Origin of the sequence: Nocardia sp. NPDC060255 (assembly GCF_042727395.1) — a bacterium.
GTDB lineage: Bacteria > Actinomycetota > Actinomycetes > Mycobacteriales > Mycobacteriaceae > Nocardia.
Genome location: NZ_JBHXAU010000051.1, coordinates 1 through 21,114, shown reverse-complemented (window position 1 = coordinate 21,114; position 21,114 = coordinate 1). Strand labels below are relative to the sequence as shown.

23 protein-coding genes are annotated in these 21,114 nt (G+C 66.1%); 10 read left to right on the top strand and 13 right to left on the bottom strand.

The genetic code is table 11. The features are described from left to right. Positions 1–346: 346 nt before the first annotated feature. Positions 347–952, top strand: a complete 606-nt coding sequence (locus ACFWF1_RS43720; RefSeq protein WP_379291864.1) for a hemerythrin domain-containing protein — start codon at positions 347–349, stop codon at positions 950–952. On the opposite strand, the gene ACFWF1_RS43715 is transcribed toward ACFWF1_RS43720, so the two are convergent. After that, the gene (locus ACFWF1_RS43715; protein ID WP_379291865.1) at positions 953–2,071 is read right to left on the bottom strand and encodes a serine hydrolase domain-containing protein; all 1,119 of its coding nucleotides are present in this window, start codon (positions 2,069–2,071) and stop codon (positions 953–955) included. It abuts the gene before it with no gap. Between the two features lie 66 nt (positions 2,072–2,137). Beyond that, complete coding sequence (locus tag ACFWF1_RS43710; protein ID WP_379291866.1) at positions 2,138–3,007, bottom strand: helix-turn-helix domain-containing protein; 870 nt, start codon at positions 3,005–3,007, stop codon at positions 2,138–2,140. Between the two features lie 43 nt (positions 3,008–3,050). Between ACFWF1_RS43710 and ACFWF1_RS43705 the strand changes: the two genes are divergently transcribed. Beyond that, complete coding sequence (locus tag ACFWF1_RS43705) at positions 3,051–4,013, top strand: threonine/serine dehydratase (protein WP_379291868.1); 963 nt, start codon at positions 3,051–3,053, stop codon at positions 4,011–4,013. A 50-nt stretch (positions 4,014–4,063) separates the two neighbouring features. Here the strand turns inward: ACFWF1_RS43705 and ACFWF1_RS43700 are convergent, their stop codons facing one another. After that, on the bottom strand, positions 4,064–5,134 hold the full coding sequence (locus ACFWF1_RS43700) for an ABC transporter substrate-binding protein (RefSeq protein ID WP_379291869.1): 1,071 nt from the start codon (positions 5,132–5,134) through the stop codon (positions 4,064–4,066). A 146-nt stretch (positions 5,135–5,280) separates the two neighbouring features. Here ACFWF1_RS43700 and ACFWF1_RS43695 point away from each other — a divergent pair, with 146 nt between their 5' ends. Further along, a complete protein-coding gene (locus ACFWF1_RS43695; RefSeq protein ID WP_379291871.1) occupies positions 5,281–6,732 on the top strand; it encodes an amidase in 1,452 nt (483 codons plus the stop codon). A 165-nt stretch (positions 6,733–6,897) separates the two neighbouring features. Continuing rightward, on the top strand, positions 6,898–8,451 hold the full coding sequence (locus ACFWF1_RS43690; protein ID WP_379291943.1) for an acyl-CoA carboxylase subunit beta: 1,554 nt from the start codon (positions 6,898–6,900) through the stop codon (positions 8,449–8,451). Between the two features lie 95 nt (positions 8,452–8,546). Here the strand turns inward: ACFWF1_RS43690 and ACFWF1_RS43685 are convergent, their stop codons facing one another. After that, entirely contained in the window at positions 8,547–8,729 is a 183-nt protein-coding gene (locus tag ACFWF1_RS43685; RefSeq protein WP_379291873.1) for a hypothetical protein, read from the bottom strand. Positions 8,730–8,930: 201 nt separating this feature from the next. Between ACFWF1_RS43685 and ACFWF1_RS43680 the strand changes: the two genes are divergently transcribed. Then, positions 8,931–9,344 (top strand): VOC family protein, encoded by a 414-nt coding sequence (locus ACFWF1_RS43680; protein ID WP_379291875.1) that lies wholly within the window; start codon positions 8,931–8,933, stop codon positions 9,342–9,344. On the opposite strand, the gene ACFWF1_RS43675 is transcribed toward ACFWF1_RS43680, so the two are convergent. Further along, positions 9,345–9,506 (bottom strand): hypothetical protein, encoded by a 162-nt coding sequence (locus tag ACFWF1_RS43675; protein ID WP_379291877.1) that lies wholly within the window; start codon positions 9,504–9,506, stop codon positions 9,345–9,347. Between the two features lie 306 nt (positions 9,507–9,812). Here ACFWF1_RS43675 and ACFWF1_RS43670 point away from each other — a divergent pair, with 306 nt between their 5' ends. Next, entirely contained in the window at positions 9,813–10,625 is an 813-nt protein-coding gene (locus ACFWF1_RS43670; RefSeq protein WP_379291878.1) for an SAM-dependent methyltransferase, read from the top strand. 7 nt (positions 10,626–10,632) lie between these two features. Here ACFWF1_RS43670 and paaK read toward each other — a convergent pair whose 3' ends face one another. Genes paaK through ACFWF1_RS43630 form a run of 8 tightly spaced genes read right to left on the bottom strand, consistent with a single transcriptional unit; the run spans position 10,633 to position 17,306 of the window. Next, positions 10,633–11,940: a phenylacetate--CoA ligase PaaK gene (gene paaK / locus ACFWF1_RS43665; RefSeq protein WP_379291880.1), complete on the bottom strand. Its 1,308-nt coding sequence runs from the start codon at positions 11,938–11,940 to the stop codon at positions 10,633–10,635. 15 nt (positions 11,941–11,955) lie between these two features. Continuing rightward, positions 11,956–13,032: a 1,2-phenylacetyl-CoA epoxidase subunit PaaE gene (paaE, locus tag ACFWF1_RS43660; protein ID WP_379291882.1), complete on the bottom strand. Its 1,077-nt coding sequence runs from the start codon at positions 13,030–13,032 to the stop codon at positions 11,956–11,958. A gap of 5 nt (positions 13,033–13,037) precedes the next feature. Continuing rightward, entirely contained in the window at positions 13,038–13,532 is a 495-nt protein-coding gene (paaD, locus tag ACFWF1_RS43655; RefSeq protein WP_379291883.1) for a 1,2-phenylacetyl-CoA epoxidase subunit PaaD, read from the bottom strand. After that, positions 13,529–14,473, bottom strand: a complete 945-nt coding sequence (gene paaC, locus ACFWF1_RS43650; RefSeq protein WP_379291944.1) for a 1,2-phenylacetyl-CoA epoxidase subunit PaaC — start codon at positions 14,471–14,473, stop codon at positions 13,529–13,531. The genes paaD and paaC overlap by 4 nt, the downstream gene beginning before the upstream one ends. Positions 14,474–14,512: 39 nt before the next feature. Next, the gene (gene paaB, locus ACFWF1_RS43645) at positions 14,513–14,815 is read right to left on the bottom strand and encodes a 1,2-phenylacetyl-CoA epoxidase subunit PaaB (protein ID WP_379291884.1); all 303 of its coding nucleotides are present in this window, start codon (positions 14,813–14,815) and stop codon (positions 14,513–14,515) included. Beyond that, on the bottom strand, positions 14,812–15,750 hold the full coding sequence (gene paaA / locus ACFWF1_RS43640; RefSeq protein ID WP_379291886.1) for a 1,2-phenylacetyl-CoA epoxidase subunit PaaA: 939 nt from the start codon (positions 15,748–15,750) through the stop codon (positions 14,812–14,814). The genes paaB and paaA overlap by 4 nt, the downstream gene beginning before the upstream one ends. A 30-nt stretch (positions 15,751–15,780) precedes the next feature. Continuing rightward, the gene (locus ACFWF1_RS43635) at positions 15,781–16,560 is read right to left on the bottom strand and encodes an enoyl-CoA hydratase/isomerase family protein (protein WP_379291888.1); all 780 of its coding nucleotides are present in this window, start codon (positions 16,558–16,560) and stop codon (positions 15,781–15,783) included. Beyond that, positions 16,557–17,306 carry an enoyl-CoA hydratase/isomerase family protein gene (locus ACFWF1_RS43630; protein WP_379291890.1) on the bottom strand — a complete coding sequence of 250 codons (750 nt, stop codon included), beginning with the start codon at positions 17,304–17,306 and terminating at the stop codon, positions 16,557–16,559. The genes ACFWF1_RS43635 and ACFWF1_RS43630 overlap by 4 nt, the downstream gene beginning before the upstream one ends. A gap of 83 nt (positions 17,307–17,389) precedes the next feature. On the opposite strand from ACFWF1_RS43630, the gene ACFWF1_RS43625 reads away from it, so the two are divergent. From ACFWF1_RS43625 to paaI, 4 genes are all read left to right on the top strand, one after another. After that, entirely contained in the window at positions 17,390–18,001 is a 612-nt protein-coding gene (locus ACFWF1_RS43625) for a TetR/AcrR family transcriptional regulator (protein ID WP_379291891.1), read from the top strand. Positions 18,002–18,105: 104 nt separating this feature from the next. Then, positions 18,106–20,145 carry a phenylacetic acid degradation bifunctional protein PaaZ gene (gene paaZ / locus ACFWF1_RS43620; protein WP_379291893.1) on the top strand — a complete coding sequence of 680 codons (2,040 nt, stop codon included), beginning with the start codon at positions 18,106–18,108 and terminating at the stop codon, positions 20,143–20,145. After that, positions 20,142–20,453: an EthD family reductase gene (locus ACFWF1_RS43615; RefSeq protein WP_379291895.1), complete on the top strand. Its 312-nt coding sequence runs from the start codon at positions 20,142–20,144 to the stop codon at positions 20,451–20,453. Before paaZ ends, ACFWF1_RS43615 begins: the two co-directional genes overlap by 4 nt. Before the next feature lie 29 nt (positions 20,454–20,482). Continuing rightward, the gene (gene paaI, locus ACFWF1_RS43610; protein WP_379291945.1) at positions 20,483–20,857 is read left to right on the top strand and encodes a hydroxyphenylacetyl-CoA thioesterase PaaI; all 375 of its coding nucleotides are present in this window, start codon (positions 20,483–20,485) and stop codon (positions 20,855–20,857) included. Positions 20,858–21,114: the final 257 nt, after the last annotated feature.

Here is a 21,114-nt window from a genome sequence, read left to right as displayed (position 1 = left end):
CACGGCTACCGCACCCCCGCCCAAGTCCTCGACCAGCTACTGTCGAACCCCGACAACCCTGTTGCATCGACCCCTTGAACCTGCCCGAGAGACCAACAGCACCATTTCCTCGTGATCGCTTGTCCAGCAGCGTATCTCGGGAGTTGTTCCTGATTTGGCGGCATCAGCGGACTCCGGTCGCAATGTGAACGTGCGGGCAGCACACCCGGTGATGCTGCGGCGCGCTTCGGAGAGGCAATTGGCGGTGGTTGGCGGGGCTGTACGTTATCGTCGGCTCCCATGGGGTTTGCCGGCGTCCCCGAGGGACGTGCAGTGCTGACCTGAAATGCGGCATCAGGGAGGAATTGTGGACATTACCGAGCTGATCCTCGATGACCATCATGAGCAGCGGCGGCTGTTCGCGATCCTGGAGCAGATCGATCGCGCGGAAACCGGTGTCCTGTCCGCGATTTGGGGCAGGCTGTCGACCTTCCTCGAGCTGCATGCGAAGGCGGAGGAGGAGATCTTCTACCCGGCGCTGCTGCAGGTCGGCATCGCGGCCAGGCGTACGGGCCGGGTGGAGGACGAGACGGTCGACGCGATCCACGACCACAACGAGATCAGGGACGCGATCGCCGAGGCCGGGCGTCATCGGGTCGGCACCGATGACTGGTTCGCGGCCGTGGCGGCCGCGAACCTGGCCAACAGCGATCACATGGCCGAGGAAGAACGCGAGGGCCTCACCGACTTCCGCCGCCTGGCCGGGCTGCCGCGCCGCCATCAGCTGGCCGTCGCCTTCGCCGCCTACGAGGCGCGGAACTACGCGGGCGTCAAACCCGTCGACCAGGATCCCACCGGGTACGTCCGCGCGGTAGAGGAGAAGCTGCCGACCACGGAGCAGGTGCCGACTACGGAGCAGCTGCCGACGACGGGGAGCGGGTCGCTGAGTGTCGGCAGCCTGAAGCCGAACTGATCAAGCACCCAGCGCGAGCTGGATGAGCGCCTGCAGCGCGCCGTCGATGGGATGGGGCTGCGGACGCCCCTCGGCGTCGAGCCGGTTCCATCGTTGCAGGTTCACCGCGATCGACATCTGCCGGGTGCCGTCGGCGCTGTGCATCGATATCGCGCCGCCGCCCCACACGGAACCGTCATGGCCCCAATAGATTCCGCGACCGGGCACGGTCAGCTTGTGCAGGCCGAGACCGTACTCGATGGTCTTGCCCTCGAAAGAGATGACCGGACCCGTGCGTTGCATCTGCGCCAGCGATGATCGGCTGACGATCTCCCCGGCCAGCAGCAGGCCGAAAAACCGATTCAAATCCGCGACGGTCGATATCAGTGAAGCCGCAGGCCCCACAAACGACATGTCGAACACGCTGAAGTCGCGCGGCGGGTCGAACATGCCCAACCATGCCTCGTAGTGCAGGGCGTGCGGGCCGTTGATATTCGGGCCGTCCGGGAACTCGGTATCGCGCAGTCCGGCCCGCTCGATCACGTCGCGGGTGATGCATTTCTCCGCCGAGGTGCCGGACACCAACTCCAGAAGTTCGCACAGGAGAAGGTAATTGGTGTTCGAGTACACCCCCGGTGTGCCACCCGGGGTCCCGCAGGCGGGCGACGAGACGCCCATCTCGATCAGTTCGGTCCGCTGAAACCTGGTGAACCGGTTGTCTTCCAGGCTCTGCGGTGTCGTTTTCCCCACGGCGGGAAAGCCCGCGAGCGACGGGTAGGCCCGCGGGAGGTATTCGGTGAGACCGCTGGTGTGATTGATCAACATCCGGACGGTGATCGCCGCACCGCGCTCGCCGGGAACCAGCTTCGGCAGGTAGTGGCCGATCGGTGTGTCGAGGTCGATTTCGCCGTTCTCGACCTGCTGCAGTACGGCGGCGGCGGTGAACGTCTTGGTGATGCTGCCGACGCGGTGCCGCATATCGGCCGTGACGGGGCGGCCGGAGTCGACATCGGCGACTCCCGCTGCGCCACGCCAGATTTCGTCGTGGTCGCGCACTTCGGTGAATACGCCGGGCATGCCCGCCCGATGCAGGGTTTCCAGGGCGGTTTGTAGGTTCGCGGGATCGAGGGTACTGGTCACGACGCGTGTCCTCTCGCTGTCGATGGGTGACGAGTGGCGGTCGGCTCGCCCGACCGCACCCGATCACTATCGACCGAGCGGTCCCGCACCGTATTGGAAGAATTTCCCCCACGCCTGGTACCGGTGCTGGGCGATGGTCGGCAGGTAGTTCGTCGTCAGCGCGCCCGGCGTGTGGTCCGCGAAGATCGACACGTCTCGGCACAGATGAGCCTGATCCGTGTACCCGCAGTCGATCGCGACGTCGGCGGCGGGCCTGCCCGCCAGTAGACCGTCGACCGCGTGCCGGAATCGGACCAGCATCGCCGCCCGCTTGGGCGCCAGGCCGATCTGCGACTCGAACCGCGACAGCAGCCGCTTATGGCTCCAGCCAACGGATCCGGCGAGCTCACCGATCTTCACCTGGCCGTGCGAGGTGAGTATCCGCTGCCAGCCGGCGAGCACCTCCGGGTCCGGCGTCATCGGCCTGTCACGCTGTGTCAGAAACGATTTCGTCAATGCGAAGCGCTCGTCCCAGGTTCGGGCCGACGCGAGTTGCTCGCGGAGTCGCTGAGCTCGTTGTCCCAGCAGGTCTTCGAGCGCGACCGCGCCCCGGCCCAAATCCGTTGGGGAAACACCTAATAGCGAGTACGCCTGAATCGGCGACAACCGAATCTCGATGCATTCGGCCCGCTCGCTACGAATACGCATGGCCTCGACAGGCAGCCCGACAACGAACCCACCGAGCGCCCGCTGCCCGAGCACATCGTCGACGAGCACCGCGCGCCCACCGAATTCGATCACCACGGTGATCGCCGCCGTCCCGGCGACCCGAAGGTCCAGCCCGGCCCCGCCCACATCGCGGTACCCGATCATCGCCACACCCCGCGGCACCGCCTCGGCCGGACCCGCGAAATCCCATGCCGCAGCGGGCTCGCGCCCGAAGTCCACAGCTCCCACCCATCCAGGCTACGGAAACATCCGAACACCGTAGGGTCGCGGCATGCTCGAGACGCGCCTTGATCTGGACCGGATCCACGCGGCCCGCCGCCTGATCGACCCTGTATTCTTGCACACGCCGATGTATCAGTGCGAGGCGCTGGGCCGCGAGCTCGGCTGCACCGTGAGCATCAAACTGGAAACGGCGAACCCGGTGCGCAGCTTCAAGGCCCGGGGCACCGAGCTCGTCGCGAGCCTGCTGACCGAGCAGGGCCGGACCGCCGCGGTGTGTGCCAGTGCGGGCAACCTCGGCCAGGCGCTCGGCTGGTCCGGTCGCCGCCGCGGCCTCGACGTGACGGTCGTGGCGTCGCGCCGGGCGCCCGTCGCCAAACTGGATCGGATCCGTGCGCTGGGCTCCGAGCTGGAACTGGTGGACGGCGACATCGAGACGGCCCGCGAGCGCGCCGCGAATATCGCGCGGTCGCGCGGCATTCGGCTGGTCGAGGACAGTCTGGACGTGGAGACCTGCGAGGGTGCCGCGACGATCGGGCTCGAGCTGGCAGGCGAGGCCTCCGATGTCGACGCTGTCCTGATCGCCTTGGGCGGCGGCGCGATGGCCACCGGTGTCGGCTACGTCCTGAAGACCCTGCTGCCCGCAGTCGAGTTGGTCTGCGTGCAGCCCTTGGGTGCGCCCGCGATGACTCGGTCCTGGCACGAACGTCGAGTCGTCACCACCGAATCGACCGACACCATCGCCGACGGCGTGGCCGGGCGATACCCCATCCCAGCGGTTCTCGACGATCTCCTCGCGGTGGCCGACGATGCCGTACTCGTCCAGGAGTCCTCGATCATCGCGGGCATTCGAATGCTCCTGAAGCACACCGGCCTGATCGTCGAGCCCTCGGCCGCGCTCGGCATCGCCGCGGTCCTGGAAGACCGCGCGCGCTTCGCCGGCCGCCACATCGTCACCGTCATCTGCGGCAGCAACGTCGACCTGGATGCGTACCAGCGCTGGGTCTATCAGTGATCCGCCACCACCTCGCACTGTGCTGATCGAGCCACCGGCATGTTCCTGCCTCAGCCAGTGTGCAGGATTCGAAAACGGTCGCGCGCCAACGGATCTCGATCAACGACCTGAATTGGCGGGCTAGCCCATTGCCACACACTGATGCCCGGCGTGCGCGAGAACTGGATCTGTCCACGCGTACCTTCGACCGCAACGTGCGCCCAGGATTCGGCGATCCGGTCCGCGCCGTGCGACCGCAGCGCCTCGGCGAGCACGGCGATCGTGTCGTACCCCTCGAAGGCGACGAAGGATGGCGCGGCCGCCAACTGCTCCCGTAGGGCCGTCTCGACTCGCGCACCGAGCGGGCCGAGGTGCTCGGGCAGATAGCGCAGGAACGGGATCGCGGCGCCGTCGTCGCCGAGCAGTGTCGCCCATTCGGCGAACTCCGGTTGCCCGGCAGGCGCACCGATCATGATCCCGGCGAGCCGCTCGTCGCGACGGACGGACTGCACGATCGACACTGCCGGATCCGGCGAACCGACCAGCAGGAGCAGAACAGTCGCGCGAATATCGACGAGCTCATCGCACAGGGTGCCCGCACCCATATCGAGTTCGATGACCGTGCCGCCGTGCGACGCAAGGTAATCCCGCAGAATGCGCGTCCCTGATGCCCAATAGACACTCGGCTGGGCCGCGACGGCGATCCGGCTGTGCCCCGCGCTGACCAGGAAGTCGGCGTAAACCTGCCAGCCCCGCGACTGCGGCGGAGCAAGTCGCGCAACCCATTCCGTCGGCCGCTCGGTGAGCGCATCGAGAACCGCCGACGAGCACAGAAACGGCAACCCGAGGTCATCGGCCCTGGCAGCGGCGGCACGAGCGACGACGCTGTGATACTCGCCCGCCAACGCCACCACACCCAGCCGAGCCAATTCATCAACGACCGCGACGGCCCGCTGCGGATCAGCCGCGGTATCGCGAACCATCAGCTCGACCGGTCTTCCGTCGACCCCGCCCGCCGCATTGACTTCACGAACCCCCAACTTGAGCCCCGCGAGCAAGTGTCGCCCGGCCGCCACCCACCCGGGCCGGGTCAACGGAACAAGAGCCCCGATGTGGATCGAAGTTCCGTCAGCACGCACCATGGCGCACATTGCACCGCCCACCATCGCCGACAGTCAACCGATTTTCGAGGCGCTGACCTGCGAGGTTCGCCGAAACTCGAGACATCAATCCTGTTGTGCAAAGAATTATTTTATGGCTACTGAAGCGCGTCGGTACGGTCGCTTTCATGGAATGGAGTTTTACTGCGGCCGAGGATCTTTCGACTGCGTTACGGGCTGGTGAAGTGACCTCGGTGGAACTGACCGAGGAGGCGATCGTGCGGATCGAGCGCGACGACAAGGCGATCAACGCGATCTGTGTACCGGATTTCGACAACGCGCGGGTCGCCGCGCGGGAGGCCGATCAGGCGCGCGCCAACGGCGAAGATCGACCGCTGCTCGGTATCCCGGTGACGGTCAAGGAGTCCTACAACATCGCCGGGCTGCCGACGACCTGGGGCATGCCGCAGTTCCGTGATTTCATCCCGGCCGAGGACGCGGTCCAGGTGGCACGGGTGAAGGCGGCGGGCGCGGTGCTGCTCGGCAAGACCAATGTGCCGCTCATGTTGCAGGAGTGGCAGAGCTTCAACGAGATATACGGCACCACCAACAATCCGTGGGATCACGATCGCACGCCGGGTGGCTCCTCCGGTGGATCCGCGGCGGCCTTGGCGGCCGGCTTCGGCTCGCTGTCCCTCGGCACCGACATCGGCGGTTCGTTGCGCGTCCCCGCGCATTACTGCGGTGTCTACGCGCACAAGCCGACCGTCGGGCTGGCGGCGATCCGCGGCATGGTCCCGCCGCCCGCACCGGCCTTGCCGGTCGAGCACGACCTCGCCGTCGTCGGTCCGATGGCGCGCACCGCACGCGACCTCACACTGCTGTTGGACGTGATGGCCGGACCGGACCCGCTGACCCGTGGTGTTGCGTACGACTTGCGGTTGCCGCCCGCGCGGCATGAGCGGCTCGCCGATTTCCGGGTGTTGGTCCTCGAAGAGCATCCGCTCATTCCGTCCGCAGCCGCGGTGCGCGCGGGGGTGAACCGGGTGGCCGACGCGCTGATCGACGCGGGCGCCCGGGTCGAACGGCACAGTGCGCTGCTGCCCGATCTGACCGACGCCGCGACGCTCTACATACAGCTGCTGGTTTCCAACGTCGCCGCGGGCTATCCGGCGGAGCGGTACGAGCAGGTACAGGCCGGCTTCGCCGCGCTGAGCGCCGACGACCACAGTGCCAATGCGACCTGGTTGCGCAGTATGGCGTTCAGCCACCGCGACTGGATGCAGGCGAACAACCGTCGCGAGTTCCACCGGCACGGCTGGCGGCAGTTCTTCGCCGAGTTCGATGCCGTGGTGTGTCCGATCTCGTCGACGCCCGCCTTCCCGCACGAGCACGAGGTCGGTCTGTACGAGCGGCGGATCGACATCGATGGTGTCGAATACCCGTTCGTCGGACAGATGGCCTGGGCCGGTCTGGCGACCATGCCCGGCCTGCCCGCCACCGCCATCCCGGCGGGCCGCTCACCCGAGGGCCTACCGGTCGGCGTGCAGCTCATCGGTCCGATGTTCGAGGACCGCACCCCGCTGCGGTTGGCCGAACTGCTCGAGCAGAAGATCGGCGGCTTCCAGCCGCCGGAGTAGGGCGTAGTGCCGCTTTCGTCCGTCTCGAGCTGTTCGGCCTGCCATACGAATTGGGCCTCCACTGTGACCTGTCCCGCATCTGCCGCTGGATGATGCGTTCTCGTGTCTGTACCGCTTAACGTCGCGGAGGCACAACAGCGTTTGGTAGGGAAGGTGGCAGCGGGCGTGGTGGATACCCAGGCGAAGCTAGATGAGTTGGTCAAGATCCTGGCGATCGCCGAGGAACCGGCGGGTGAAGCCGGTATCGCCAAGCGGGAGAAGAAGGGCGTCCCGAGCGTCCGGCAGCGGATGCGCATGCTGCTCGACCCCGGGACGTTCATCGAGACCAATGCCTTAGCTCGTCAGCCCGACCAACCCGACGCCCTCTATGGCGACGGGTTGGTCACCGGTCGCGGCTTGATCGCAGGCCGCCCAGTGGTGGTGATCGCCCACGATCAGACCGTGTACGGCGGTTCGGTGGGCGTCACCTCCGCCCGCAAGTTCATGCGGGCGCTGCAGTTCGCGTTCGACAACGCGTGCCCGGTGGTGACGATCAACGATTCCGGCGGTGCGCGCATTCAGGATGCGGTCGGCTCGATCGCGTCGTTCGGCGATATCTCCCGGGTGCTGGAGAAGCTGTCCGGCTATGTGCCGCAGGTGTCGATCATTCTCGGCAAGTGCGCCGCGGGCTCGGTGTACGGGCCGATCAACACCGACGTGCTGATCGGCACCCGGGATTCGTACATGTTCGTCACCGGGCCCGAGGTGATCAAGGCCGTCATGGGTGAGGACATCACCGCCGAGGCGCTCGGTGGCGCGGAGGTCCAGGCCAAGCGCGGCACGCTGCACCACGTGGCCGACACCGAGCAGGCGGCCTACGAGTGGGCCCGTCAGTACCTGAGCTATATGCCGACGAGCTGCCTCGAGCAGCCGACGGTCGTGAACCCCGGCCTGGAGCCGGAGATCACCGCGACCGATCGGGAACTCGAGAAGATCATCCCGGATTCGGATCGCGCCGGATACGACATGCACGAGATCCTGCTGCGGATCTTCGACGACGGCGAATTCCACGAGGTGCGTACCGAATTCGCGCCGAACCTGATCACCGGATTCGCCAGGGTCGACGGGTATCCGGTCGGTGTGATCGCCAACCAGCCGCTGGTGCTCGGTGGTTCCATCGACGCCGCCTGCTCGGACAAGTCGACCTACTTCATCCGGCTCTGCGACGCGTTCAACATTCCGCTGGTGTTCGTCGTCGACACCCCCGGCGTGCTGCCCGGCCTCGACCAGGAAGCCAACGGCGTGATCATCCGCGGCGGCCGGGTCCCGCGCGCGATCATCGAGGCCACCGTGCCGATCATCAACCTGGTGGTCCGCAAGTCCTACGGCGGCGCGTACGGCATGATGGCGGCCCGGCAGGTCGGCGCCGACATCAGTTTCGCCTGGCCGACGGCCCGGATCGCGGTGATCGGCGCGGAAAGCGCGGTCGACCTGATCGGCAAGCGGCAGCTGGCGGCGGTCCCGGAGGAACAGCGGGCGGCCGCACGCGAATTCATGGTCAACCACTACAACGAGACCATCGCCACCCCGTGGATCGCGGCCGAACGCGGCTACATCGACGCCGTCATCGAACCCGCCCGCACCCGCCTGGAAATCCGCCACGCGCTGAACCTGCTGCGCGGCAAGCCGCCGGTGAAGCCGGGATTCAATCCACGAAAGCATGCCGTATACCCGATGTGAGTCCCGGCGGTGGCACGACAGCGCGACGAGATCGCTTACTGCATAGGCGATTTCGTCGTGGCGTCGGGCCGCTGGCCGGTCTGCGGGGGTCTTGCTCAGTTGCCTTGGCCTGGCCAGTGATTCGTGGGCATCGGCTTGATGACCGGTGCTGTGTTGAAGTCGTGCGCCGGGGGCGGTCCAGGCTCGACGTTGTAGCTGAACAGCACCAATCCGCCCGCGACCATCGCCAGGGCCGCTACGACTCCGACCAGTGGGCGTACCCAGCGCTGTTGCGTCAACCGCCATAGGCGCCATAGGTGAGCTAACCGCCATAGTCGCCACAGTTGCCCTAGCCGCCATGGTTGCCACTGTCGTACTTCGTCCATGCCACAGTCCCGTCGCCGCACTGCATAGGGTGAATCGCGCTGGCGGCCAGGGCGTTACAGCGGACGTGCGCGTCGGACCGGCGGGTAGGGCGGCGGTGTGCAAGCATCGGTCGCATGTCGATTGCAGCGGAATCCATTGCGCATCTGCGTCTCACGGTGTGTGACATCGACCGGTCGCGGGCCTTCTACGAAAAGGTCTTCGGCTGGCCGGTGGCGTTGGAGGTTCCGGCCGATGCCGACGACGAGACCCGGCAGCGGCTCGATTTCCTGCACGGCGGGGTGATTTATCGGCTGCCGCACGGAATGCTCGGACTGCGCCCCGTTGCTACCGATCGCTTCGATGAAAACCGCGTCGGTCTCGACCATCTCGCGTTTGCCCTCGGCTCGCTCGCCGAACTGGAAACCGCCGCCGCACATCTGGATGCCTGCGACGTGGTGCGCGAGGAAATCAAAGACATCGGCGTCAGTTACATCTTGGAGTTCCGCGACCCGGACAATATCGCCCTGGAGCTGGTCGTTCGGAAGTAGTTATTTCGGATCGATACGCACGAGCTCGGTCCAGCCGGTCCAGCCTTGTTTGTAGAGCAGCTCCATCAGTCGACGGGTCGGTGGTGCGGTGTCGAATGCCAGGGTGTCGAGCAGTTCGACCAGTGACGGATCGATGTCGCCGCCGATGTAGACTCCGAGCACCCGCAGGTGCTCGAGATACCGAGATGGTCACTCCGTCGTGGTGAACCGTGAACTGATCGATTTCCGTTGTCATGCCGACCATGCTGAAACGTTGCCCCTGCGTCAGTGTCAACCCTGCGGGTGCGGTTACTTCGCCGCGCGGCTCACCCACGGACGTGGAAGATGTTGCAACACAGTAACGATGGGCTTCAGACAGCCGGGGTGAGCGCGCGAATTCGAACTGGACTGCCGGATTTTGTCGGGTCGATTGTCTGGATGCGGTATACCTCGGTAGGTACCGATCCCAACGTGCAAGGAGACTTCGGCGTGTCCGATGGCCCTATCGACCTGCATACAGACGTGGCGCATCCGGCGCGCATGTATGACTATTTCCTCGGCGGCAAGGACTCCTACGACGCCGACCGTGTGGCCGCCGAGCAGGCGCTGCGCGACTTCCCGCACGTTCAGCTGACCGCTCGTACCAATCGCGAGTTCATGCGGCATGCCACGCGCTATCTCTCCGGACAGGGTATTCGGCAGTATCTCGACATCGGGACCGGTATCCCGACCGAGCCCAACCTGCACCAGGTCGCGCAGGAGCAGGCGCCCGAGTCCCGGGTGGTGTATGTCGACAACGACCCCCTGGTGCTCGCGCACGCGCGGGCGCTGCTGGTGAGCACCTCCGAGGGGCGCACCACCTACCTGCAGGCCGACGCCGCCGATCCGACGGCCATCCTCGATGCTCCGGAATTGCATGCGACGCTGGATCTTTCGCAGCCGGTGGCGGTCTCGCTCATGGCGGTGGTGCACTTCGTGCCCGGCGACGTCTACGACATGGTGAAAACCTTGCTGGAGCCGTTGGTGCCGGGGTCGTACTTGGCGATGTCCCATGTCACGACGGATTTCGACGACGGTGCCGCGGACCCGGAAGGTATGGCACGGCTGCTGCAGGTCTACGCGGATCGTGGCATTCCGGTGCAGCCGCGGACGCGCGCCGAGGTCGCCCGGTTCTTCGACGGGCTGGAACTGGTGGAGCCCGGTGTCGAGGTGATCCACCGCTGGCGGCCCGAGGGCATCGAACGCCCGAAGAGTTATGACAAGCGGGTGTCGCTGTACGGCGCCGTCGGCAAGAAGGTCTGAACGGCCCTTATCCTGCCGGGCGATTATCGATCAGCCTGCGCGCCTTACCAAGTGACCGTTCCAGCGCGGCCGGCGCCATGACGTCGACGGCGACGGTGACGCCGATGCGGTTCTTGATCAGCTCGCGCAGGCTTTCGGACGCGATTGGGTGCTGGTCGCTCGGAACGCCGGGCCGGGCCTCGACCTGGATCGTCAGAGTATCCAACCGACCGGTTCGTTCGAGTACGCACTGGAACTGCGGAGCCAGCGCGGGCACCGCGAGGATGAGTTCCTCGATCTGCGTCGGAAAGAGATTGACCCCGCGCAGAATGATCATGTCGTCGGACCGCCCGGTGACCTTCCGCATGCGCCGCATCGTCCGCGCCGTCCCGGGCAGCAGCCGGGTCAGGTCGCGGGTGCGGTAGCGAACGATCGGCATCGCCTCCTTCGACAGCGAGGTGAACACCAATTCGCCCTCCGCGCCGTCCGGCAGTACGGCACCGGTGATCGGATCGATGATCTCCGGATAGCAGTGATCTTCCCAAATGTGCGGTCCGTCTTTGGTTTCGACGCATTCCATCGCGACGCCGGGACCCATCACCTCGGACAGTCCGTAAATGTCGACGGCGTCCATCTCGAGCGTGTGCTCGATTTCCTTGCGCATCTGCTCGGTCCACGGTTCGGCGCCGAATATCCCGACGCGCAGCGAGGTGGTGGCGGGGTCGATGCCCTTGGCGATCATCGCGTCGGCGATGGTGAGCATGTAGGACGGCGTGACGAGGATGGCATCCGGCCGGAAGTCGGTGATGAGCTGGATCTGGCGATCGGTCATGCCGCCGGACATCGGAATCACGGTGCAGCCCAACCGTTCCGCGCCGTAGTGCGCGCCGAGCCCGCCGGTGAACAGGCCGTACCCGTAGGCGACGTGCACCTTGTCGGACGGTTTGACGCCGCCCGCGCGCAGGCTGCGTGCGACGAGGTCGGCCCAGTTGTTGATGTCGTTGGCGGTGTAACCGACCACGGTCGGCCACCCGGTGGTGCCCGAGGACGCGTGAATTCGCGAAACCTCACTCTGCGGCACCGCCAACATCCCGAACGGGTAGTTCTCCCTGAGTTCTTTCTTGGTGGTGAACGGGAACTTCGCCAGATCCGCGAGATCCTTCAGATCAGTCGGATGGACGCCGGCGGCGTCGAACGCCCTCCGATAATGCGGCACATTGGCGTAGGCGTGCTGCAGTGACCATCGCATTCGCTCCAGCTGCAGCGCCGAAATGCGGTCGCGGGTGGCGAATTCGATATCGGGGGTGCTGGTGGGGGAGGGCAAGACGCCGGTCATGACGGAGCTCCAGGGTCAGGCGTCGAAATCGACGGTCAGGGTGTCGCTGAGGGGGAAGGACTGGCAGGTGAGCACGAAGCCCGCGGCGACCTCGGACTCTTCGAGTGCGTAATTGCGGCGCATGTCGACGTCACCGTGGGTGACCTTGGCGCGGCAGGTCCCGCACACGCCGCCTTTGCATGCGAACGGGAGATCCGGCCGCAACTGTGCACCCGAGTCGAGCACCGACTGATCGCGGGGGAGCATGCCGGTCACCGAGCGACCGTCGAGTGCGAGGGTGACCTCGCTGGTGGGTCCGGTCGGCCCGGGCTCGCGATGCCGCGCCATGGGCGGCGGGACATCGTCGACGTAGAACAGTTCGTGATGGATCCTGCTCTTGTCGACGCCGAGCGTGGCGAGTACCGCTCGTGCGTCGGTGATCATGCCGTACGGCCCGCACAGCCAGAAGTCGTCGATATCGTCGATGGGCACGACGGTGTCGAGGATCGCGCGCAGGCGTTGCGCGTCCAGTCGGCCGCTGAACAACTCGACCTCGCGCAGTTCCCGGGACAGCACGTGGATGACGTCGAGGCGGGCGCCGAACTGGTCTTTGAGATCGGCGATCTCCTCGACGAACATCACCGACCGCGTGCGTCGATTGCCATACAGCAGAACCACTTCCGCGTCCGAATTGGCGAGCAGCGAGGCGGCGATCGACAGCATCGGGGTGATGCCGGACCCGGCCGCGATCAGGACGTGCCGACCGCCCTTCGCCGGATCGGCGGCGAACGTTCCGCTCGGCACTTGCACGTCGATTCGGTCGCCCGCCCTGACCTGATGGACCAGCCAGGAGGAGAACAGGCCGTCGGTGACCTCGCGAACACCGACCCGTGGCGGTGCACCGACCGGCGCGCAGATCGAGTAGGAACGACGGTGCTCGACGCCATCGACATTGCGGCGCAACATCAGTGACTGGCCGGGACGGAAGTCGAACTCGTCGGCCAATTCGTCGGGAACGGCGAAACGGACGGCAACCGCGTCGTCGCAGAGTGATTCGACGTCGGCGACGGTCAGTGTGTGGAACCTTCGTGAGGCGGGCACCGGAGCTGCCATGGCGGTCAGATCTCCTTCACGTGTTCGAACGGTTCCAGGCAGTCCGCGCAGCGGTACTGGGCTTTGCAGAGGGTGGCGCCGAACTCGGAGGTCAGGAGGGTGTTCGATGAACCGCACTGGGGGCAGTCGATGACACGTGGTTTGGCCGTCAGTGTCAGGGGGACGGGCCCCGCCGTGGGCTTCGGCGCCGGTCCTGGCACCGAATAGCCTGCCGCGCTGAGCTTTCGGCGACCTGCGGCGGAGATCCAGTCGGAACTCCATGCGGGCGTTAGGCGTGTCCTGATCTCCACGTGGTCATATCCGAAATCGCGGAGCCGGTGCGTGATGTCGTCGCGCATCGTGGCCATCGCGGGGCAACCCGAGTACGTCGGGGTGAGGGTGACGAGCACATTGCCGTCCACCACCGTGACCTCGCGCAGTACGCCGAGGTCGGCGAGGGTCAGCGGCGGCAGCTCCGGGTCGGTGACCGAGGCCGCGATGTCGAACTCTCTCGTGCTCACCACAGGCCCTCCGGATAAGTGCGTGCGACGCTTTGCATTTCGGCGAGCAGCGGGCCCATTGCCTCGGTGTGGATGCCGTGTCTACCTGCGCGGCCGCCGACGGTGCCGACGCTGCGGCCGTGCGGTGGTTCCAGTTCGGCGGCGTGCAGGACCTGGGCGAGTATCGAGTCGAATTCCGCGCGTACGTCTCGGGGATCGACGCCGACCGCGACCTTCGCGAGGGTGATTTCTTCGTCGGCGGGGACGAACAGCTCGTCGACATACGGCCACACCCGGTCCAACGCGTCGCTTGCGCGCCGCATGGATTCTGTTGTGCCGCAGCCCAAAGTGACCGTCCATCGCGCCGCGTAGTCGCGATGGTAGGTCAGCTCCTTGACGCCCTTCTGGGCGACGGCGGCGAGTACCGGATCGCGTGAGTCACGGAGCCGGTCGAAGATCGCGAGACGCCACGTCGAGAAGATCAGCAGGCGGACCATCGACTTGGCGAAGTCGCCGTTGTCGAGCTCGCACAGGCGCGCGTTGCGGAATGCGTTCGCGGGCCGGAAGAATGCCAGCGCGTCTTCGGCGGGGACCGGGGAGGTGTCCGAAATGAACGGCACCACCGAACCATCGGCCGCGGCGGCGCGAGCGAGCAGCAAGCGAGCCTGCCCGAGCAGGTCCAGGCCGACATTGGCCAGCGCCACCTCCTCTTCGAGTTCCGGTGCACGCGTTGACCATTCGGCGAGGCGCTGAGCGCTGACGAGTGCGTCGTCACCGAGCATCAGGCAGTACGCCGCGAGCGCGGGCAGGTCGACGTCGTCCGGGACCGTGGTGTCGACACCGGCGAGCGGGTCGTCGAAACTCGTACCGAAAGCCCACTGGCCGTGCGAGTCTTCGTCGACCAGGCCCTCATAGGCGTTGTCGTGCTGGTGCCCACCCGCCGCCCGGCCGCCACCCCTCATGGCATCGCTCCGCGATACTTCACTCATCGGTGCACCCGCTCACATGTGGGGAACATTGTCGGGGATCTCGTAGAACGTCGGATGCCGATAGACCTTGTCGCCGCTCGGGGCGAAGAACGGATCCTTCTCGGCCGGGCTCGACGCGATGATCGAACGCGACGGCACCACCCAGATGCTGACGCCCTCATTGCGGCGGGTGTAGACGTCACGGGCGTGGCGCAACGCCATCTGGTCGTCGGCCGCGTGCAATGATCCGACGTGCACGTGGTTCAGCCCGCGCTTTCCGCGCAGGAAGACCTCGTAGAGCGGCCAATCCGCTTTCACCGCAGAACTTTCGGTCATGATGCCTGCTCCCGTGCGGCGAACGCGGTCGCGGCCGCACGCACCCAGGCGCCGTCCTCGTGTGCCGTGCGGCGGTTGGCGATGCGCTCGACGTTGCAGGCACCGTTGCCGTTGAGGACGGCCATGAACTCGCTCCAGTCCGGTTCGCCGAAATCGTGCGCCTGACGCTGCGGATTCCACCGCAGTTCCGGATCGGGGAACGTCACGCCCAGCGCCTCGGCCTGCGGCACCGACATGTCGACGAATCGTTGGCGCAGTTCGTCATTCGTGTGCCGCTTGATGCCCCACCTCATCGACTGCTCGGTGTTCGGCGACTCGTCATCGGGCGGACCGAACATCATCAGCGCGGGCCACCACCACCGGTTCACCGATTCCTGCACCAGCGCGCGCTGGTCGCCGGTACCGCGCATCATCGTCGACAGCAGTTCGTAGCCTTGGCGTTGATGGAACGACTCCTCTTTGCATACGCGGATCATCGCGCGGGCATACGGTCCGAAAGAGCTGCGACACAAGGGAACCTGATTGCATATCGCGGCACCGTCGACCAGCCAGCCGATGGTCCCGACGTCGGCATAAGTGAGCGTCGGATAGTTGAAGATCGACGAGTACTTCTGTTTGCCCTCGATCAGCTGCCGCGTCAGATCGCCGCGCTCGGCACCGAGGGTTTCGGCCGCGGAGTAGAGGTAGAGACCGTGACCGGCTTCGTCCTGCACCTTGGCCAGCAGAATCGCCTTGCGCCGCAAGGACGGTGCGCGGGTGAGCCAGTTGCCCTCCGGCTGCATCCCGATGATCTCGGAGTGCGCATGCTGGGCGATCTGCCGGATCAGCGTCTTGCGGTAGCCGTCGGGCATCCAGTCGCGGGGTTCGATGCGCTGCTCGCCGGCGATCGTCTCGTCGAAAAGGCGTTGCAGCTCACCGTTTTCGGGAGCGGTCATGGGGCCTCTGCTTTCCTTGCCGAAAGTGCTTCAGGAGCCGGTGAATGCCGGTTTCTCTTTGGCCAGGAAGGCCTTTACCGCGGCCGCGTGGTCGGCGGTGCGGCCGAGGTGCTGTTGTGCGGCGAGTTCCCGGTCCAGGGCGTCGGACAGTCCTGCCGCCGACGCGGCGATGAGCGACTTGACCTGGCGGTAAGCCAGTGTCGGCCCGGCCGCGAGTTGCCTGGCGAGATCCGTTGCCGCCGTGCGTACCTCGTCATCGGCGACCACGCGGTGCACCAGACCCCAGTCGAGAGCCTGCTCGGCCGAGATACGGTCGCCGAGCAGCATCAGCCCGGCTGCCCGGCTGCTGCCGAGTGCCTCGACGAGCGCGTAGCTCAGGCCGGAGTCGCTGGCCAGGGCGATGCCGGTGAACGCCGTCGAGAACGTCGTCCGCGTTCCCGCGACGCGAATGTCGCCTGCCAGCGCGATACCGAGCCCGGCACCCACACAGGCGCCGGGGATCGCGACGACGACCGGCACCGTCAACGATGTCAGCGCCCGAATGAGCGGGTTGTAGTGTTCGCCAACGGTATCCATCGCGGTAGCCGGATCGGCCTCGAGCGCGGCGACATGCTCGCCCAGATCCTGTCCGACGCAGAAGTTCTTGCCCTCGGCGGTGAGAAGCACCGCGCGCACGTCAGGCTGCTTGGCGGCGGCCGCCACCGCGTCGAGGAACGCCGATTTCGTTGCTACGTCGAGCGCGTTGTGCGCCGACGGTCTGGCCAGGGAGATGGTGGCGAGTCCGTGTGCTGTCTCCAGTCGTACTGTCATCGCTTCTCCAGAAAGGCGGTCATGCGGTGGTATTTGTCGTCGGTGTCGAACAGGATCGCCTGCGCGATGTCGTCGGCCCATGGGTGTGGGCCGGGCGCGTCGACGATCGTTTTGGTCAATCGCAGCGCAAGGGGTGATCGACGGGCGATGCGATCGAGTAACTGGTGCGCGGCCGCGACCGGATCCTCGACGATGTCGAGAATCAGGCCGGTGCGCAGCGCGGTCTCGGCGTCGAGGGTGCGTCCGCCCAACAGGAGCTGTTTGGCGACCGACATGCCGACCAGGGCCGGCAGCCGGTAGCTGGCCCCGGCGGCGGCCATGATGCCGAGTGCCGGTTCGGGATTGCCGAATACCGCTGTGGGAGTGGCGATTCTGATGTCACACGCGTAGGCGAGTTCCGCACCGCCGCCGAGCGCGTAGCCGTTGATGGCGGCCACGGTGGGCAGCGGCAGTTTGGCGATGCGGTCGAACAGGTTTCGGTTGAGGCCCGCGAGCGCGTCGTCGCGAGTGCGCGCGCGTAGCTGGTTGATGTCGGCGCCACCGGCGAAGTGGTCGCCACGGCCGGTGAGCAGCAGCAACTTCGGCGTTCGTTCGATGGCCGCGCAGACGTTGTGCAGCTCGGCGATCATCCGCGTATCGATGGCGTTGCGCTGCGCGGGCCGGTCGAGGGTGACCACGAACCGGTCCGGCATTTCTGTGCTGACGATGCTGCGCACGGTCTGCTCCTGACCCGGGGTGTCCTTCATTAATAACCGAACATTCGGTAGGTTGGCAAGAGTTGATCGGCCCCTTGACTCGGAAGATTTCGTCAGCTGGGAGGATGTGGAGCATGACGAACGCGCGCGTGACTCGCCGGACCGGGCTGCCCGGGCGTCCGGGATACGACCTGGATTCGCTGCTGGCCGTCGCGGTGAAGGTGTTCAACGAGAAGGGCTACGACGGCACCAGCATGGACGCGCTGGCGCGCGGACTCGGAATCACCAAGTCCTCGATCTATCACCACGTGTCCGGCAAGTCCGAACTGCTCGAGCTGGCACTCAACCGCGCGCTCAACGCGCTGTTCGCGGTCACCACGGAGGAGCGGGCGGTCACCGGTCCCTATATCGGCCGGCTCGAGTACCTGGTTCGCCGCAGCGTCGAGATCCTGTGCGCCGAACTGCCGTACGTCACACTGTTGCTGCGGGTACGCGGGAACACCGCGGTGGAGCGTCGCGCGCTGGCCAGGCGCCGTGAGTTCGACGATTTCGTCAGCGGTCTCGTGGTCGAGGCGGCCGCGGAAGGTGACCTGCGGCCCGGTATCGATCCGGCGCTCACGGCCAGGCTCGTCTTCGGCACGGTGAACTCGCTGATCGAGTGGTACCGGCCGCGGGCGGGGGCCTCCTCGGCGGAGTTGGCCGATGCTGTCGTCGCTCTCGTCTTCGACGGTCTGCGCCGCACCTGACCCACACCCGCACGAGGTCTGCTGTCGATGTCCGCTGCTTGACAACGATCGCCGCCGGAGGGGATCGTAATTACCTACCGAACGTACGGTGGGATGGAGATCTTGTGAGCAGACTCTTGGCAAGCTATGTGCAGGGCAGCTGGTTCAGTGCGGCCGATGCGGGCACGCCGCTGCACAGCGCCATCGACGGTGCGGAGGTCGCCCGCATCTCGTCGACGGGGCTCGATCTCGCGGGTGCGGTCGACTACGCGCGCACCGTGGGCGGTCCCGCGCTGGCGGCGCTGACCTTCCATGAGCGTGCGGCCCTGCTCAAGCAGCTCGGTCAGACGTTGCTGGCGGCGAAGGCGGAATTCTATGAGGTCTCCCGGCTGACCGGTGCGACCAAGCGCGACTCCGGGATCGATATCGACGGCGGCATCGGGACTTTGCTGAGCTATGCGAGTAAGGCACGCCGTGAATTGCCCAACGGCACGGTGTATCTCGATGGCGCGGTCGAACAGCTCGGTAAGGGCGGCACCTTCCTCGGCCAGCACATCTACACCAGTCGCCGCGGTGTGGCGGTGCAGATCAACGCGTTCAACTTTCCGGTCTGGGGTTTTCTCGAGAAGCTCGCGCCCGCGTTCATCGCCGGGGTGCCCTCGATTGTCAAGCCTGCCAGTCAAACTGCGTACCTGACCGAACTCGTGTTCCGGCGCATCATCGAATCCGGTGTGCTGCCGGAAGGTTCGGTGCAGTTGCTGTCCGGCAGCGCCCGTGGCCTGCTCGACCACCTCGGCGGTCAGGACTCGGTCGCCTTCACCGGATCAGCGGACACCGCCGCGACCTTGCGCGCGCACCCCAATGTCGTCGGCGCGGGTCTGCACTTCACTGCCGAAGCGGATTCCCTCAACGCCTCGGTACTCGGGCTCGACGTCACGACCGGCGATCCCGAATTCGAGCTCTACATCAAGCAACTCGTCACCGAGATGACCGCCAAGGCCGGGCAGAAGTGCACCGCGATCCGTCGCGCGTTCGTCCCGGCGGCCCTGGTCGACGCCGTGATCGAGGCGACGAAGGCGCGGCTGGCGAAGGTCGTCGTCGGTGATCCGGATGTCGAGGGCGTCACCATGGGCGCGCTGGCCAGCCTGGAGCAACGCGACGAGGTGGTGAAATCGGTTCGGGGACTGACCAAGTCGGCGGAGATCGTGTTCGGTGATCCCGAATCGGTGGATGTGGTCGGAGCGTCCGCGTCGGCGGGCGCGTTCATGTCGCCGATTCTGTTGCGTAGCAACGATAAAGCCGCGACCGAGCCGCACGAGATCGAGGCGTTCGGCCCGGTGGCGACGGTGCTCGGCTACGACAACGCCGACGAATTGATCGATCTGGTCGCGCGCGGAAAGGGCAGCCTCGTCGCCTCGGTCGTCACGAAAGATGCCGCCATCGTGCGCCGGATCGTGCTCGGCCTCGCGCCTTTCCACGGGCGCATCCTCGTCCTCAACAGTGAGGATGCGCGCGAATCGACCGGTCACGGCTCGCCGCTGCCCGTTCTCGTGCACGGTGGTCCCGGCCGTGCGGGCGGTGGTGAGGAGCTCGGGGGTATCCGTGGCGTGCTGCACCACATGCAGCGCACCGCGATCCAGGGGACGCCGAATGTGCTTACCGCAGTGGGGAACAGGTGGGTCGACGGCGCGGACCGCGTTACCGGTGACGTGCATCCGTTCCGCAAGGACCTCGGCGAACTGCGGCTCGGCGATACCATCGTCGGCGGTCCACGCCAGGTGAGTCGCGCCGACATCGAGCATTTCGCCGAGTTCACCGGCGACACCTTCTACGCACACACCGACCCGGTAGCCGCCGCCGCGAACCCACTGTTCGGCGGCATCGTCGCGCACGGATACCTGGTGGTATCCCTGGCCGCCGGACTGTTCGTCGACCCGGCACCCGGCCCGGTCCTGGCGAATTTCGGGGTCGACAAGCTGAGATTCCTGACGCCCGTGAAGGCGGACGATTCGCTCACCGTGACGCTGACCGCGAAGCAGATCACGCCACGGCAGAGCGCTGACTACGGTGAAGTGCGTTGGGATGCAGTGGTTGTCAACCAGAACGACGCGGCCGTCGCCACCTACGACGTGCTGACGCTCGTCGCCAAACCGGAGGAATCATGACCTTTCGTATTGCCGTCTGCTACGGCAAGCCGGAGAACCCCGAAGCATTCGACGAGTACTACACCTCCGTGCACATCCCGCTCGCCCGCGCGGTGCCCGGCCTCACCGAATTCACCTGGGGCAAAGTGACTTCGGTCGACGACAGCGAACCACCCTGCTATATGGTGGCGAGCCTGTACTTCACCGACGAGCAGGCCCTGAAGGCAGGCATGTCCTCACCCGAGATGCTGGCCGCGGGCAAAGACCTGCGCAACTTCGCCACCGGCGGCGTCAGCATGTTCACCCAGGAAGAACAATCCGTCAGGTGAACGAGCACGCCTTGGACAACGCCAGGGAGATGTTCGAAGCCGACGTCGCATCGCGGCTATTGGGCATCGAAATCCTGGCGCTGTCCCCAGGCCACGCCCGCACCACAATGACCGTCACATCCTCGATGCTCAACGGCCACTCCATCACCCACGGCGGCTACATCTTCCTCCTCGCCGACACCACCTTCGCCCTGGCCTGCAACACCCACGGCACACCAAACGTCGCAGCCCGCGCCGACATCCGCTACCTACGCCCAACAAAGTCCGGCGACACCCTCACCGCAAACGCCGTAGAACGAGCCCGCTTCGGCCGAAACGGAATATACGACGTAACCGTAACCACCGCCGACGAGGTAATCGCCGAATTCCGCGGCGACAGCCGAACAATCCCCACCCACCAGTAGTCGGATCCAGGCTGCACACCCGCGCGCCCCGCAAACCAAGCGACAGATAGGTCACCTCCGCACACCCGCGAGTCTTCAACCCGGCCACCCGGTATACGGGGTGCGCAGCTCACACAAGGGCCATTCGGCCTCCAACCCGCCACGCATCCAGCAGAATCCGCACTCTGTCTCGGGATCGGCACTCGAAATAGGGCCCTATTCCGAGTGCCGATCCCGAGACAGAGTGCAGATCCCGGGGATACCGGTTCACCGAGCAG

Excerpts from the sequence above, each read along its gene's own strand:
- ACFWF1_RS43705 (WP_379291868.1), top strand. The coding sequence starts at position 3,051 with ATGCTCGAGACGCGCCTTGATCTGGACCGGATCCACGCGGCCCGCCGC.
- ACFWF1_RS43700 (WP_379291869.1), bottom strand. The coding sequence starts at position 5,134 with ATGGTGCGTGCTGACGGAACTTCGATCCACATCGGGGCTCTTGTTCCG.
- ACFWF1_RS43695 (WP_379291871.1), top strand. The coding sequence starts at position 5,281 with ATGGAATGGAGTTTTACTGCGGCCGAGGATCTTTCGACTGCGTTACGG.
- ACFWF1_RS43680 (WP_379291875.1), top strand. The coding sequence starts at position 8,931 with ATGTCGATTGCAGCGGAATCCATTGCGCATCTGCGTCTCACGGTGTGT.
- paaK (WP_379291880.1), bottom strand. The coding sequence starts at position 11,940 with ATGACCGGCGTCTTGCCCTCCCCCACCAGCACCCCCGATATCGAATTC.
- paaE (WP_379291882.1), bottom strand. The coding sequence starts at position 13,032 with ATGGCAGCTCCGGTGCCCGCCTCACGAAGGTTCCACACACTGACCGTC.
- paaC (WP_379291944.1), bottom strand. The coding sequence starts at position 14,473 with ATGAGGGGTGGCGGCCGGGCGGCGGGTGGGCACCAGCACGACAACGCC.
- paaB (WP_379291884.1), bottom strand. The coding sequence starts at position 14,815 with ATGACCGAAAGTTCTGCGGTGAAAGCGGATTGGCCGCTCTACGAGGTC.
- paaA (WP_379291886.1), bottom strand. The coding sequence starts at position 15,750 with ATGACCGCTCCCGAAAACGGTGAGCTGCAACGCCTTTTCGACGAGACG.
- ACFWF1_RS43635 (WP_379291888.1), bottom strand. The coding sequence starts at position 16,560 with ATGACAGTACGACTGGAGACAGCACACGGACTCGCCACCATCTCCCTG.
- ACFWF1_RS43630 (WP_379291890.1), bottom strand. The coding sequence starts at position 17,306 with ATGAAGGACACCCCGGGTCAGGAGCAGACCGTGCGCAGCATCGTCAGC.
- ACFWF1_RS43625 (WP_379291891.1), top strand. The coding sequence starts at position 17,390 with ATGACGAACGCGCGCGTGACTCGCCGGACCGGGCTGCCCGGGCGTCCG.
- ACFWF1_RS43615 (WP_379291895.1), top strand. The coding sequence starts at position 20,142 with ATGACCTTTCGTATTGCCGTCTGCTACGGCAAGCCGGAGAACCCCGAA.
- paaI (WP_379291945.1), top strand. The coding sequence starts at position 20,483 with ATGTTCGAAGCCGACGTCGCATCGCGGCTATTGGGCATCGAAATCCTG.